A 14,822-nucleotide genomic window follows, 5' to 3' on the forward strand; every position below is an offset into this window, starting at 1 on the left:
AAGTCGGCAAATCTAATTATTTTTTTAAATAATAGGACTTCTTATTGTAATTTTATTAAGGAAGCTTGGCTATAGGCGTTGCAACGTTGAAAAAGTATAGCCTAAGGCGTTTTTTTCGTCGGGCGCGTAGCTTTCTTTCTCGGTTTCAACCCATTCGTTGGTATTGATTTCGGGGAAAAAGGCATCGGCCTCAAAAGATTGGTGCACCGTAGTCAGGTAAATTTTTTGTGTCAAAGGCAAAGCCGTTTTATAGATTTCGGCACCGCCAATTAGAAATACTTCGTTTTCGGCTTTGCACAGGGCAATGGCTTCGGTCAGGCTGTTTACCACTTCTACACCCTCCAGCGACAAGCCCTTTTGGCGGGTAATTACAATGTTGCGCCTGTTGGGCAAGGGCTTGCCGATCGAATCGTAGGTTTTGCGGCCCATAATAACGGTATGCCCCGAAGTAATTTGTTTAAAATGTTTGAGGTCGGCCGGCAAATGCCACAGCAACTGGTTGTTTTTGCCGATGGCATGGTTTTCGGCAATGGCTACAACGATTGATATAATCATTAGTTTATTTAGAGGTTGACTGATTGGTATAATTTAGTTATACACACAAAGGTAGGGCTACAAATGAGTTGGCAAAAACTTATTTCCCAACATGCCAATTTAACTTTAATCGATAGTCTGAGATTTACCTTTGTCAAAGGGCCAGTCCTTTCTCCTTAGATGAGAAAGGACCAAAGAATCAAGGCTTCAAATCTTTGTTGCAATAGCTAAACCTACGCCTGATGATGCAAGGCCAAGCCGTGTTTATGGTGGTGCTTATATGTTGGCCATACACCACTTTTGCGCCCTTGCTTGTTATTGCAAGATGAAAGTGAGTGCAATGCTTCGGTTTGCTCTCGCTTCCAAAGTTTTGTAGGCCAAATAACATTAGCCATTCCCCTCCCTTTTGGAGGGGTGCCTGAAAGGCGGGGTGGTTAAAACTTAGAATAACTCTTGCTAAAAGTTACCTAGACCGCCACAACGCCTTTAATATGTGGATGCGGATCGTAGTCTTTTAAGGTAAAGTCTTCGTATTTGAAATCGAAAATGTTTTTAACGGCTGGGTTGATTTCCATGGTTGGCAGTGGTCTAGGATCTCTGCTTAGTTGCAACTTGGCCTGCTCAATATGATTGTTGTATAAGTGGGCATCGCCGAGGGTATGGATAAAATCGCCGTACTGCAGGCCACATACCTGAGCCACCATCATGGTTAATAGGGCATAGGAAGCAATGTTGAAAGGCACGCCCAAGAAAATATCGGCGCTGCGCTGGTACAGTTGGCAACTCAGCTTGCCTTCGGCCACATAAAACTGAAAAAAGGCATGGCAAGGCGGCAAAGCCATGTTTTCTACTTCAGCCACGTTCCACGCCGATACAATGATCCTGCGCGAATCGGGGTTGTTTTTAATCATGTTCACGATCTGGCTGATTTGGTCGGTCTTTTCGCCGTTGGGCTTAGGCCACGAGCGCCATTGCGAGCCATAAACCGGACCCAAATTGCCTGCCTCATCGGCCCATTCGTCCCATATCCTTACACCGTTGTCTTTAAGGTATTTGATGTTGGTATCGCCACTCAAAAACCAGATGAGTTCGTGAATGATAGATTTGAGGTGCAGCTTTTTGGTGGTTACCATCGGAAAGCCCTCTTGAAGGTTAAAGCGCATCTGATAGCCGAAAACGCTAATGGTGCCCGTGCCTGTACGGTCGTGCTTTTGCGTGCCGTGGTCGAGCACGTGCTGCATCAAATCTAAATACTGTTTCATAAGCTACAAAGTTAAGCAATTTAAGAGCCTTTGTGCCTGAGGTTTTTTTAAACATTGGGCCGTTTTTCCAATTCGCGAAAAAATAAATTAGCTTTGGCTGTTAAATAACCATGATTATGCTTAAAAATGTAGTGCTTTCTTTTGTGGGCTTGTTGTTGGCTTCGGGTGTTTTTGCACAATCGCCAAAAGCATTGCAGCTATCTGATGCCGCCTTGGCGCTCACCAAGCAAAAAGTGGTTTACGATCCGGCTTATTTTAAAATTCCTTATCCCAATGGCGATGTGCCTGCCGGAAAAGGCGTATGCACGGATGTGGTTATTAGGGCTTACCGTACTTTGGGCACCGACCTGCAAAAGGAGGTACACGAGGATATGAAGCGCAATTTTAAGCTTTATCCCAAAAATTGGGGCCGTAAGCAACCCGATCCGAATATCGATCATCGCAGGGTATACAACCTGATGGTGTTTTTTGCCAGAAAAGGCACAAAACTGGATTTGAGCAAAAAAACGGAAGACTACAAGCCTGGCGACCTGGTATGCTGGAACCTGAGTGGCAATATTTCGCATATCGGATTGGTGGTCAATAAAAAATCGGCCGATAACAAAAGATACCTCGTTGTACACAATATTGGCAACGGACAGGAGCTCTCCGACTGCTTGTTTTCTTGGAAAATCATTGGTCATTACCGGTATAAAATCTAGGTGGATAAGAATCGTTATTTTTGCCAGGCAACCATTAATCTCAAATCGTCAATTTAAATGCTCGCTTTTGCCAATGCCAAAATCAATTTAGGACTGTTGCTTGCCGAAAAGAGAAGCGATGGCTACCATAACCTGCAAACCGTTTTTTATCCGGTTAAGCTGTATGATTCGGTAGAACTGGTGGATGCCGCAACAACTTTTTGTACGGTTAAGGGAATTGACATACCCGGTGACGCACAAGATAACCTTTGTGTGAAGGCTTTTAAGCAACTACAGGCCGATTTCGGCTTGCCTAACCAACAAATCGTGTTGCTGAAGCACATACCTGTTGGTGCAGGCCTCGGTGGTGGTTCGGCCGATGCGGCTTTCCTGATCAAGCTGGCGAACGAAAAGTTTAAACTGGGCTTAAGTACTGCAAAAATGGAGGGTTATGCGCGCGCCTTGGGCGCCGATTGTGCTTTCTTTATTGCGAATAAGCCGGTTTATGCCACTGAAAAGGGCGATTGCTTCGAGGCGCTCGAAATGGATCTTTCCAAGTATTTTATAGTGCTGGTTAAACCGCCGGTACATGTTTCTACCGCCGAAGCCTACCGCAACGCAAGCGTAAAGCAGCCTGCGGTTTCGCTCAAAGAATTGATAAATTTGCCTATAAGCCAGTGGAAAGAGAAGATATTTAACGGTTTTGAGGCCACTGTTTTTGCGCAGTATCCGCAAATTGACGAAATAAAAACAAAGCTTTACGCCGCAGGTGCTACATTTGCGCTGATGAGCGGCAGCGGTTCATCGGTTTTCGCAATTTTTAAACAACCGGTTTCCCTGCCCGAACTTGAAAAAGAGAATCTGGTGTTTTATGACATTTGATAGAAGTGGAAGGTAGAAAGTTGAAAGTTGAAAGTGAGAGAAGTGATGAAAACTGCCAACTGGTAACTGAAAACTAACACCGGCAACTAAATAAACAATATGGAAATTAATCTCAGCCGCAAAAGCGGGAAATTCAATTTTGAAGCCGTCAACGAAAGCGGATTTACAGTGCAATTAGATGCCAAGCCAGCCATAGGTGGCGAAGGCAAGGGTTTTAGACCCATGGAAACCCTTTTGGTTGGATTGGGTGGTTGCAGCGGTATCGACATCGTCAATGTGCTGACCAAACAAAAAGAGCCTTTAAACGACATTAAAATCAATATCAAGGCCACGCGTAAAGACGAAGAAATGCCCCCGATTTTTGATGTCATCAATATTCATTTCGACCTTTATGGCCATTTAAGCGTGGCCAAGGTAGAAAGAGCCATCCAAATGACTTTTGATAAATACTGTTCGGTTTCCAATATCCTGGGCCGTTCGGCAACCATTAATTTTACCTACGCCATTAAATAAAGCCGCGGCATCGCTATCCGCAATACTCATTACCCAATACTCACTACCCCATGATGAAAAACGAAAATTTTGAAACCATAGCCATCCGTACCCAAACCGAAAGAAGCAGCCACAAAGAGCATTCGGCGCCCATTTACCTCACATCGAGCTATAAATTTGACGACGCCGAAGAAATGCGCGCGCTTTTTGCCAACGAAAAAGAAGGCAACGTTTACAGCCGCTATTCGAACCCGAATACTTCAGAGTTTATCGAAAAGATGTGCCTTTTGGAAGGTGCCGAAGACGGTTTTGCCACCGCCACAGGCATGGCAGCCATTTTTACAACTTTTGGTGCCTTTTTGAAAAATGGCGACCACATTGTTTCGAGCCGCTCGGTTTTTGGGTCGACGCATCAGTTGCTAACCAATGTTTTCTCTAAATGGGGCGTTACCTTCGATTATGCCGATTTGGACAAGCCTGAAGATTGGGAAGCCCTGATCAAGCCCAATACCAAGATGATTTTTGTGGAGACCCCATCCAATCCGGGCATCGACATCATCGACTTGGAGTTTTTGGGTGCACTAGCCAAAAAACACAATGTATTATTGGTGGTTGATAACTGTTTTGCAACACCTTACTTGCAGCAGCCTATCAAATGGGGTGCACATATTTCCATCCATTCGGCTACCAAATACATCGACGGACAGGGTCGCGTGTTGGGTGGCATTATCTTGGGCAGCAAAGCGCTTGTGGCAGAAATTGTTGCCTTTGCCCGTCACAGTGGCCCATCGTTGTCGCCTTTTAACGCCTGGATCTTGTCAAAAAGTTTAGAAACACTTGCGGTTCGTATGGATCGCCATTGCGAAAATGCCTTGAAAGTGGCCGAATATTTAGAAAAGCACCCGCAAATCAAATTGGTAAAATATCCGTTCCTGCCATCGCATCCGCAATACGGAATTGCCAAAAAACAGATGAAACAGGGTGGGGGCATTGTAACCATCGTGGTAAAGGGTGGCGTAGCGGGCGCGCGCAAATTTATGGACGGCTTGAAAATGTTTTCGATTTCGGCCAACTTGGCCGACACCCGGTCTATCGCTACGCATCCGGCTACCAGCACACATAGCAAGCTTACCGAAGAAGAGCGTAACATCGTGGGCATTGAGCAAGGCTCTATCCGCCTTTCGATAGGATTGGAGCATATTGACGATATCCTGGCCGATATTGAACAGGCTTTGGCTTAGTTCGGGTTAACGATTTCGACAAAAACGTTGTGCCGGGTTTCGATCCGGCATTTTTTATTTCATGATTTGCCTTCGGCCATATTTTGGATTGTCGATTACGGTCAACTTTGGTGTTTTGCCTTTAGACTTTTAGCTTTGCTCGTATGAACGACTGCGAATTTATCATTTCAGCACTCCAATCGCTGTCAGAGCCGGCATATCGTCAAAAAATGTTGCGTTTTGGTATCGATAATTCCAAAGCTTTGGGCGTAAGCGTGCCCAAGGTGAGGGCATTGGCCAAGCAAATCGGCAAAAACCAGGCCTTGTCGCTCGAGCTTTGGGGAACCGGAATTCATGAAGCAAGAATTTTAGCGACCATCATTGGCGAACCCAAATTGGTAACTGAGCAACAGATAGACTGCTGGGCAAACGATTTTGCCTCTTGGGATGTATGTGACCAGGCCTGTGGCAATCTGTTCGTTAAAACCCCTTATTTCAAGCCGAAGATTTTCGAGTACAGCAGGGCTGAAAAGGAATTTGTGAAACGCACGGGCTTTGTGCTCATGGCGGCGGCGGCCGTACGCCTCAAAAAAGAACCTGACGAAACTTTTCTGGAGTTTTTTCCAGTCATTGAACGGGAGGCCTGGGACAACCGAAATTTTGTGAAAAAAGCCATCAACTGGGCGCTGAGGCAAATCGGCAAGCGCAATGCTTTGTTGTGTGAGCAGGCCATCGTTACCGCCGAAAATATCCTTGCCCAACAAAACAAAAAAGCTAACTGGGTTGCGCTTGATGCCCTGAGAGAGTTAAGAAGTAAGGGGCCTAAGGGAGGTTTGGAGTTTTAAAGTTTAAAGTTGAAAGTTTAAAGTGGTGAGTTGGGGGTTAAAGGGGGGCATCGCCTTTAAATTTCAAATAGGTAAGCCCATCCTTAAACATCAACCATTGGCCAAAAGAATCAGGAAATATAATCCCTGTCCTCGTCGCTCAGGGTTGATTTGTGCTCCACAGGTTGGTGCTTTTCTATTTCCGTATCGTAGCTGGTGAGGGTTTTCTTCGGCCTTCCGGCAATAAAGCCCAAAATAAAGCCAATCAGGATGCAAACGCCAATCACGATGAGCTTGGAGATGTACACCTCTTTTCCGATGATGAAATCGAATGGAACAGCATCCCTGTTGATGAGCAAAAATGTGGTTAGCAAGGCGGTAACAACGATGATGAAGATGGTTTTTGCTTTCATAAGTTTAAAAACTGTAGTTGAATATTAGTTCTAAGATAGGGTTTTGGTGGTAAACTTTGTTCACAAATACGGCCCTTACCCCCAAATCTATAACAGGCTGGTAGCGCAAAAGGTTTAGGCTGCTGCGCAATTCGAGCCCAAAAGTCTTGGGCTGTGTCAGATTAGTTTCGGTACCGATGTTTTCGTAATGGCTAAAGAAACCGCCCCTCAGATTGCGGATATAGGCAAAAGGCCCAATTTCGGCATCTGGAAAAGCAATCGGAAAACGGTAGCTAAGCAACAAAGTATTTTTCAGTTCGCTCCTGGCACTGATCTGTCCGTAGCCATAAACCGTTGCAATTTCGTTATTGCCCTTCAATATGCCGCTGCTTTGCTGGTAATTGAAGCTGGCTACCAAAGAATGGTTTTTCATAATCCCAGGAAAGTAAAGCGCACTTTCAAAAGCAATCAGGTCGCCGTTAAGGTGCGGGTCGAAAGGTTGGTTGTAGTAACTGATTGTAACCGATTGGGCCCATTTAGGCGCTACGTTGCGCTCGGCAGTCCGTATGCTGTGGACGAATCCGAAGCGGTAGCTCATCGGAAAATCAAGCGTTTTGCTGAAAATGGCAGCTTCCTGTGGCGCAAAATTCCTTTGTGTATAGCTTGTTCCTACCTCTCCCAAAAAACTGTAATTGTGATTGTAGGCGTTTATGCTTAACGGTACACTGGCCTTCAGTTCGAGCCTGTTTTCCCGCCAATTGGCTTCCCGTAGCTGTCCGGCAAGGCGATAATAGGCCAAGCGTGGACGGTTCCTGAAAGTGGCGCTCAGTACCGGGTAAAGGCTTTTGTAGGTCAGCCCGGCGTTGTATTCCAGTTTCCTCAGGTCGCTGTGGTAGCTCACGCCACCAAAAAAATCAACGGTATTGAGCAGGTCGTTCGATTTGAGTGCAATGCCCACCCTGTCGTCATCATCAACCGTTGGACTGATGCTGTGGAATGAAAAAGCATGAGCCAGCGGGCTGTAGCTGGCAGAGGTATAAGCGCTGTCTGGAATTTGCCTGAACACATCGCCAATATTTTCCTGTTTTTCGGCAGCTTCGCCAAAATATACAAAATGGTTGGGCTGCACCTCTTTGGGTTCGATTGGAGCCGTTGCAACCTCGTAACCCGTCAGTTGGTAGTTGTTGAAAAAAATCGATTGGCCATCGTTGCTCGGGCTCGGATTAAAAGCGCCGTATTTTGCTGACGTTAGCGCCACGATTTTTTTGTCGGCAGGCGTAACCTCGTAAATATTGTCAAGTCCGCTTAAATGGGCGTTAAATGCGATTTTATCGCCAATAAATATCGGCCTGCTCAGCTGCTGATTCATTTCTTTAACCAATTGCACGGTTTCGCCCTTTTCGTTGGCCAGCCAAAGCGACTTTCCTTTTTCGCTTACGCCAACCCAGGTCCATTGCGACCCATCGGCATTGAGGGCCGGCGTTTGCAAGATCAGGTTTTCGGGGTTGCTGTAGGTCTTCGTTATTTGGCCATTGATCAGGTCGATGGTCACCAGGTTGAAGTTGTTGCTCAGGTCGGCCTGCACAGCCAGCAATTTTTTTCCATCGCCCGAAAGCGTTGGCGAAAACAGCCTCGTCCTGAAAGTAAGCTGGCGCCTGGTCTTGGTCGAAAAGTCGTAAAGGCAAATCACGCTGTAGTTGCGCTGCTTGTAGCGGGGGTCGTACCTGATCTCATCCCAAACCAGCAGCTGGTTGGCATAGCTGAACCAGGGTTGTTCCTGATAACCAATTTTGAAAAGTTTTTCCTCGCTCTGGTCGGGGTTCAAAACCACAAAACCAGGAACCTCGTCCTTACTTTGTTTGAGGGTTAAAAGTTGTCCATTGGGCAAGGCGGTTGGCATGTAATAATTGGTGGCGATTTTCGCTGGCCGGTTCAGGCTTTTATAATCGCTGTGCAGGGTTTGCTCGTCTTGTCTTTGCCAATCTTTTTTCAGCTGCTCCAAAACATGCGCATAAAATTTTTGGGTGTTATAGCCCGTGTATTTTTTAAGGCTCTGCGAAAAAGGGTAGAGGCGAAGTGGTCGGTGGTGGATGTCGGCAAGCAAGCTGTCTACTATTCCTTTTCCAAATTCTTTGCGCAGCTGCGAAGTGAGCAGGTAGCCCAATTGGTAGTAGCCTGGGGTCTGGTCTTTGTTCGATCCGAAGTAGGCTTTCGAGTAAGAAAAATTTTGCCCGCTGAGCAGCGAAGTTCTGAAAGGCATGACCCATGAAGGCTGCCTGCCGCGACCCGCATGGGTAAGCGAAGTTTCGGTGCTCACCGCGTCGCCTTCGAAGAACCAGGTGGGGATGCTTGCACCCAAATAGGCGAAGTAGATTTCTTCCGGAAAGGGGTGGGCCTGGCCTCCGGTTATTTTGTCGAATTGGGCCACATGCCTAAGCTCGTGAACGGCCAAATTATTAAGCCAATCCTGACTGTCAAATTGCTGAGGTGGAGTGGTGTTGAATTGCGACTTTTTTGGAGCCAGTTGAACAAAGCCATTTGCGATGGTTCCCCGGTTCTGAAGCACGATGGGGATACTCATTTTTTGTCGGTCTAAATCACGACCAACATAAGGGTAGATGTAGGTGATGGTATTGGCCATTCTTTGGGCTTCTTTTTCGAGTTCGCTCGGATAGATGAGCCGGAAACCATTGCTGTTAATTTGGCGCCATTTTACACTAAGTGGATTTTGTTCGCTGTCGAAAATCTGTGAAAAAGCATGAAGTGAAATAAAGCTTAATGTAATTATTGTTAATGTGCTGATTTTAAGTTTGTTTAATTGTTTATTAAGCTTCATTATGATTTTGTGCTAAAATTTTTAGTTTTCTGAGGTTTTGCTGAGGTCTTTTATCTTAAATTTTAATTCAACTTAAATTTCTTAAATTATTGATTTATAAATTTTTATGATAAATATTTAAATCAAGTATTTGTGGTGAATTTTATATTATTTTGTGCTGTTTGGGATGTTTTTTAACAGCCTTAAGGAAATCAGATAACGTTTTTAAACTTGCTATTAAGGTACACTTATTCCTTCGGATTTTAAGCGATTTTTTTTGTTAATTTTTTAAACATGTATACGTTTCTTCACACTCCTACCCTAGGGCTGAGTTGCTGAAACAGATTGAAAATGGCTTAAAAATGAAGCCTATTTTTGTCAGTAAACGCAGAGTTTTTAGGGTGGTTTTTAAGTTGAAAACACCTTGTCCGAACACTTCCGTTCTTAGCTTTTTTTGGATGGTTAAATGGGCTTTTCACTGACAAAAATAGAATGCTTTAAACTTGTTTTTAGGTGTCGAAAATTAAATGCGTTTTGGGTTCTTTAACTCGATTTTTTCAAGTGCGTTTTGAGGAGCAAAGGTCGGGTTGGCTTTGTTAGGCATGTTGGTTTTTCGTGGCAAGTTAGTCGCTTTGCAAAGGCAAAAATGGAACGGAAATTGGGGTTTGCACTTTGACTTGTTAAGGTCAAAAATTAGCATGACCTGATACAGAGTTGTTGTCGTTTGCGCTTCAAAAATTGGTGTCTTGGCTGGGTAAAAGTCGGGCAGAAAATAGTCTTTTAGATGCTCTTTAGGGAGTGGGGTTTAGCGAATAAAACGTCGGTATAACGATTGATTTTTGGGCAAGCAGTGGCTTTGGGCGGACGGAAAATAGGGCAAATATAAGCGCTCTCTGCAACGTTTTTTGATCGAAATAAAGGCTGTTTTACGGGTCAAAAACCGCGAATTTCTATGGAAAAAAGCAGTTGTTTTGATGAGAAAATGATAAAAAATGGCTTGTAAAGTGGTGATTTTGAGTAAAAATTGGCCTTATATCGGCTTTTCCTGCCGATATTCTGACGGAAATAATTCTTTTTTCGAATAAAGCTGGGGCGGAATCGAGGCTTTAAAAGGGCTTTTTAAGCCGGATTAAAGTAGAAATGCCACGAAATCTTATGGCTTTTCTGCCTAGAACTTTGGTTTTTCGGGGAGAAAATGGAGGGAAATCAGGCCTTGTTGCGACGGTTTTTATAGATGGGATAGATAAAAACCGCGGCTAAAATAAGTAACGAACCGAGGTAAAAACCGCCGGTCATCTGCTCTTTCTGACCGAACAAAATAAAGGCTAAAACGATGCCATAAACGGGTTCCAAATTGGTAATCAAAGCCACCCTGAATGCCGATAAAGTTCGCATCACCGAGACCCCTGCAACGTAGGCCAAAGCTGTGCAAACCGTGCCAAGAATTAGCAAATAAAACCAGTCGCTTAAGCTTAGATTGAAGGTCTCTGTAAGCAGGCTTTTGTCGAATAAACGGTAAATACTGATCCAGAAAAAGGCGCCGGCAAGCTCATAAAATCCAATAATGCTGGGGTTGTTTTTCTGTACCAAAGTAGAGTTAATGGTAGAAAAAAAGCTGGCGGCAACTGCCGATAGCAAGCCGAAAATAATGCCTGTGGTGTACTTGGTTTCGAATTTAAAGATGAGATAAATGCCCAAAATAATGAGTAATCCCACCAGAATATCGCCTTTGGAAATGGCATGTTTTTTTATCAGAGGCTCTAAAATGGCGATGAAAAGCGTAACGGATGAGAGGCAAATAAGGCTTACCGAAACGTTGGCTACCTTAATGGAATGGAAGAAGAATATCCAGTGCGTAGCTACAATACTGCCCGTGAAAAAGAATTTGAGAAACTGGGTACGCGTTACCCTGATATTGGTTTTGCTGAATTTAAAATAGGCAAATAGCGTAATTGAGGCAATCAATACCCTGTACCATACCATTTGCACGGCACTGATGGAAATTAATGCGCCCAGAATACCTGTAAAGCCCCAAACAAAAACGGTAAGGTGTAAAATTAAGAGGTTTCGGTTGTCGTGATTAAGTGTTTTAAGGCTGGGTTTCATCTTATTTTGGTGCTTTTCGCAGCAAATATAAGCCTAGTAAGCCAAAAAAGAGCGTAGGCAAAATCGTTGCAGCCAAAGGAGGCAAGCCACCCTTAGTCGAAAACATCTTAGCAAACTGCGTCAAAACGATATAGGCAAAGCTCAGGATAATGCCGATTCCGAGTGGCAACCCCACGCCACCACGTACTTTTCTGGAAGATAAAGCTACGCCGATTAATGTGAGTACAAAGGCCGACAGGGGTTGCAGCCAACGCTTGTACTGTTCAAAGAGCAGGTCGCTCATAATGCCAGAGCCCCTTATTCTTTCTTTTTTGATCTTGTCTGAAAGCTCTTTGTTGCTCATGCTTTCGAATACATTCTGGTAAGCCGAAAAATCGTTAGGCCTCATATCCAGAACCGTATCTTTCTGCTTGTTGAAGGCATAAACCATCGTTTCTTTAAGGCCGTCAATGTTCCTGATGGTGTAGCTGCTCAGTTTCCAGGTTCTTTTTACCGAATCCCAGGTAATCTGCTCAGCCATCAGTTTTTTCTTCAAGACGTCGCCTTTGAATTTATCTAGCGAGAAACGGTAGCCAATATTGGTTTTATTGTCGAAATTATCGATGAAGATATAGGTATTGCTATCCACTTTCATGTGGATATTGGTTTTGATATAGGGGTCGTTTTTGTTTACCACCTCATTTTCGAACTTGTTTTTGATCCTGTTGGTATAGGGCAATACATAGAGATTAGACAACAGGTTGAGCGAGAAAATAATGAAGGCCGAGATAAAGTAAGGTCTTAAAAAACGGTTAAAGCTTACGCCGCCACTTAGAATAGGCACGATTTCGGTCTGGTCGGCCATTTTAGCCGTAAAGAAAATGACTGCAATAAAATTGATCAATGGCGAGAGCATGTTCACATAAAACGGTATAGAACCGGCATAGTATTGCGAAATGGTTTGCCAGATGCTCATGTTGTTCTCCAAAAAATCGTCGAGTTTTTCCGAAAGATCAAAGATGACAATGATCACCACAAAGATAACCAGGGTGTAAACAAAGGTACCCAGGTACTTGCCAATGATATAGCCGTCGATAATTTTAATGCGCTGCCTGATGAAGTTCATTACAATTTATTCCCTAATATACTCACCATTTTATTCTTCCAAGCGTAAAACTCGCCCGAAATGATTTTTTCTCTGGCTTCTTTAACCAGCCAGAGGTAGAAATGCAGGTTATGCAAAGTGGCAATCTGTGCACCCAACATCTCTTTCGAGTGCATCAAGTGCCTTAAATAGGCTTTGGTATAGACTTGGTCGGCCAGTAAATCGCTTTCGGCATCGATTGGAGAAAAATCGCTTTCCCATTTCTTGTTGCCGATGTTGATGATGCCGTTTCGGGTAAACAACATGCCGTTTCGGGCATTTCTGGTGGGCATAACGCAGTCGAACATGTCAACGCCAAGCGCAATGTTTTCCAATATATTAATAGGAGTACCCACGCCCATCAGGTAGCGTGGTTTGTCTGTGGGCAGGATGTCGCAAACCACCTCGGTCATGGCATACATTTCTTCGGCAGGTTCGCCTACCGATAAACCGCCAATGGCATTGCCCTCGCGACCCATTGAGGCAATAAATTCGGCCGATTTCACCCTTAGATCCTTATAAACCGAACCCTGAACGATAGGGAAAAGCGTTTGCTCGTAGCCATATTTGGGTTCGGTAGTGTCTACACGCTCGCAACAGCGTTTAAGCCACCTGTGGGTCATGTTGAGCGAATTGGCCGCGTACTTGTAATCGCAGGGATAAGGGGTGCATTCGTCAAAAGCCATAATGATGTCGGCGCCTATGGTTCTTTGGATGTCCATGGCGTATTCTGGTGTAAACAAGTGCTTAGAGCCGTCAATGTGCGAACGGAAAGTAACGCCTTCCTCCTTGATTTTGCGCACTTTGCTCAGCGAATACACCTGGTAGCCGCCGCTGTCGGTTAAAATAGGCTTGTCCCAGCCAATGAACTTGTGCAGTCCACCGGCAGGTTCTAAAACTTCCAGTCCGGGTCTTAGGTACAAATGATAGGTATTGCCCAAGATGATTTGGGCTTTGATCTCTTCTTTGAGTTCTTTTTGGTGCACTGCTTTTACTGTTCCGGCAGTGCCTACAGGCATAAAAATAGGGGTTTGTATTTCGCCGTGGGCAGTGGTAATTACGCCTGCCCTGGCTTTGGATGACGGGTCTTTGGCCTGTAAATCAAATTTCATGCTGTTCTGTGTTTTGTTGGCCACGATGGTTTTCATGGCATGGTATTCCGCTTCAAAAATCCGACAAAAATAGCAAGAATATTCCTTTTTATGGTCATTGCGCCGTGGTGTTTTGAGGCTGAGCTAGAAACAACGTTCAAAACCTTTAATAATTATGCGTTTTTTGAACATGGCTTTATTTTTTATCAACATCAAGCTGGTTTTACAGATTAAAAATGAGAGATTTGCTAGCTTTCAGAAATACCATCGTGGAATTAGATATATTAGAGATTAGCCTGCTCGGCTCTTTTGTTTTTTGTTTTTTGGTCCAGCTCTATTTTAGCTTGTTTGTGCATGCCAAACTGGCCAGTTATAAAATAGCAGAGATACCTGAGCACGCAGTTAATCCCATCAGCGTTATTATATGTGCCCGTAACGAAATCCAGAACCTGGAAAAATATCTTACCAGCATTCTAAATCAGGACTATCCGCAATTTGAGGTGGTTGTAGTCAACGACCGCTCGTGGGATGGGACCGGCGATTTTTTAGAGCGATTAGCCAAGCAACATAGCCATTTAAAGGTGGTAACCGTGGCCGAAGGCGAGAAATTTATTGCCGGAAAAAAGTTTGCCGTTACCATGGGCATCAAGGCTGCCAGCTATGAGTGGTTGGTATTTACCGATGCCGATTGCGAACCTGCTTCGGCCCATTGGCTAATGGGCATGCAACAACCTGCCGATCATAACATCGATATTTTGCTGGGCTATTCGCCTTATTTTAAGAAACGAAGCCTGTTGAACTGTCTGATCAGGTTTGAAACTTTTTTTACGGCGGTTAACTATCTTGCCTTTGCCCTCAAAGGTATGCCTTATATGGGGGTTGGCCGAAATATGGCCTACAAAAAATCGCTTTTCTTTAAAAACAAAGGCTTTGCAGCGCACATGCACATCCCCTCTGGCGATGATGACCTGTTCGTAAATGCCCATGCCCATGCGCATAATACGGCTATCCAAATTCATAAAGAGACACAGGTTTGGAGCGAACCTAAAACTTCTTTTTTCGATTACCTGCGTCAAAAAAAGAGACATGTAGGTGCTGGCAAGTTTTATAAGCCAAAACATAAGTTCGTTTTATCGCTGCAGATTGCCGTACAGTTTTTGTTCTATATATTAGGTATTGTGTTGCTTTGCCTTCCGGCTACGCTTTATTTGGGCATCGGTATTTTTGCCTTGAGCATCCTGATCAGAAGCTTTGTTTACCCACGCCTGCTAAAACGCCTCAATTATGGCGAATTGAGCTGGTGGTTCCCGCTGCTAGACCTCATCTTGTTTGTTTTTCTGGTGCTTAATGCCTTTCTGTCTATATTTGTGAAAAAAGTAAAGTGGAAATAAATCGCTGATC

13 protein-coding genes are annotated in these 14,822 nt (G+C 44.4%); 6 read left to right on the plus strand and 7 right to left on the minus strand.

The window, feature by feature from the left end; translation table 11 throughout:
• Positions 1–69: 69 nt before the first annotated feature.
• Together JHD69_RS06540 and JHD69_RS06545 are read right to left on the minus strand one after the other, a co-directional pair.
• Entirely contained in the window at positions 70–555 is a 486-nt protein-coding gene (locus JHD69_RS06540; protein WP_199138547.1) for a dihydrofolate reductase, read from the minus strand.
• A gap of 446 nt (positions 556–1,001) precedes the next feature.
• Complete coding sequence (locus JHD69_RS06545) at positions 1,002–1,796, minus strand: thymidylate synthase (protein WP_199138549.1); 795 nt, start codon at positions 1,794–1,796, stop codon at positions 1,002–1,004.
• 116 nt (positions 1,797–1,912) lie between these two features.
• Here JHD69_RS06545 and JHD69_RS06550 point away from each other — a divergent pair, with 116 nt between their 5' ends.
• The 5 genes from JHD69_RS06550 to JHD69_RS06570 all read left to right on the plus strand — a co-directional run bounded on the left by JHD69_RS06550 (position 1,913) and on the right by JHD69_RS06570 (position 5,915).
• Positions 1,913–2,497: a DUF1287 domain-containing protein gene (locus tag JHD69_RS06550; RefSeq protein WP_199138551.1), complete on the plus strand. Its 585-nt coding sequence runs from the start codon at positions 1,913–1,915 to the stop codon at positions 2,495–2,497.
• Positions 2,498–2,554: 57 nt separating this feature from the next.
• Positions 2,555–3,358: a 4-(cytidine 5'-diphospho)-2-C-methyl-D-erythritol kinase gene (ispE, locus tag JHD69_RS06555; protein ID WP_199138553.1), complete on the plus strand. Its 804-nt coding sequence runs from the start codon at positions 2,555–2,557 to the stop codon at positions 3,356–3,358.
• Between the two features lie 99 nt (positions 3,359–3,457).
• Positions 3,458–3,871 carry an OsmC family protein gene (locus JHD69_RS06560; RefSeq protein ID WP_199138555.1) on the plus strand — a complete coding sequence of 138 codons (414 nt, stop codon included), beginning with the start codon at positions 3,458–3,460 and terminating at the stop codon, positions 3,869–3,871.
• A 53-nt stretch (positions 3,872–3,924) separates the two neighbouring features.
• Positions 3,925–5,091, plus strand: coding sequence for a trans-sulfuration enzyme family protein (locus tag JHD69_RS06565; protein WP_199138637.1), 1,167 nt, complete (start codon positions 3,925–3,927; stop codon positions 5,089–5,091).
• Between the two features lie 143 nt (positions 5,092–5,234).
• Positions 5,235–5,915: a DNA alkylation repair protein gene (locus JHD69_RS06570; RefSeq protein WP_199138558.1), complete on the plus strand. Its 681-nt coding sequence runs from the start codon at positions 5,235–5,237 to the stop codon at positions 5,913–5,915.
• A 110-nt stretch (positions 5,916–6,025) separates the two neighbouring features.
• Here JHD69_RS06570 and JHD69_RS06575 read toward each other — a convergent pair whose 3' ends face one another.
• The 5 genes from JHD69_RS06575 to tgt all read right to left on the minus strand — a co-directional run bounded on the left by JHD69_RS06575 (position 6,026) and on the right by tgt (position 13,442).
• The gene (locus JHD69_RS06575; protein WP_199138560.1) at positions 6,026–6,307 is read right to left on the minus strand and encodes a hypothetical protein; all 282 of its coding nucleotides are present in this window, start codon (positions 6,305–6,307) and stop codon (positions 6,026–6,028) included.
• 4 nt (positions 6,308–6,311) lie between these two features.
• The gene (locus JHD69_RS06580; protein WP_199138562.1) at positions 6,312–9,122 is read right to left on the minus strand and encodes a TolB family protein; all 2,811 of its coding nucleotides are present in this window, start codon (positions 9,120–9,122) and stop codon (positions 6,312–6,314) included.
• 1,185 nt (positions 9,123–10,307) lie between these two features.
• Positions 10,308–11,207 (minus strand): DMT family transporter, encoded by a 900-nt coding sequence (locus tag JHD69_RS06585; RefSeq protein ID WP_199138565.1) that lies wholly within the window; start codon positions 11,205–11,207, stop codon positions 10,308–10,310.
• A gap of 1 nt (position 11,208) precedes the next feature.
• On the minus strand, positions 11,209–12,312 hold the full coding sequence (locus tag JHD69_RS06590; RefSeq protein ID WP_199138566.1) for an LptF/LptG family permease: 1,104 nt from the start codon (positions 12,310–12,312) through the stop codon (positions 11,209–11,211).
• Positions 12,312–13,442: a tRNA guanosine(34) transglycosylase Tgt gene (tgt, locus tag JHD69_RS06595; RefSeq protein WP_199138569.1), complete on the minus strand. Its 1,131-nt coding sequence runs from the start codon at positions 13,440–13,442 to the stop codon at positions 12,312–12,314. Before tgt ends, JHD69_RS06590 begins: the two co-directional genes overlap by 1 nt.
• 215 nt (positions 13,443–13,657) lie before the next feature.
• On the opposite strand from tgt, the gene JHD69_RS06600 reads away from it, so the two are divergent.
• On the plus strand, positions 13,658–14,812 hold the full coding sequence (locus JHD69_RS06600) for a glycosyltransferase (protein WP_199138571.1): 1,155 nt from the start codon (positions 13,658–13,660) through the stop codon (positions 14,810–14,812).
• Positions 14,813–14,822: the final 10 nt, after the last annotated feature.

This window comes from Pedobacter sp. ASV12, from assembly GCF_016429155.1.
GTDB lineage: Bacteria > Bacteroidota > Bacteroidia > Sphingobacteriales > Sphingobacteriaceae > Pedobacter.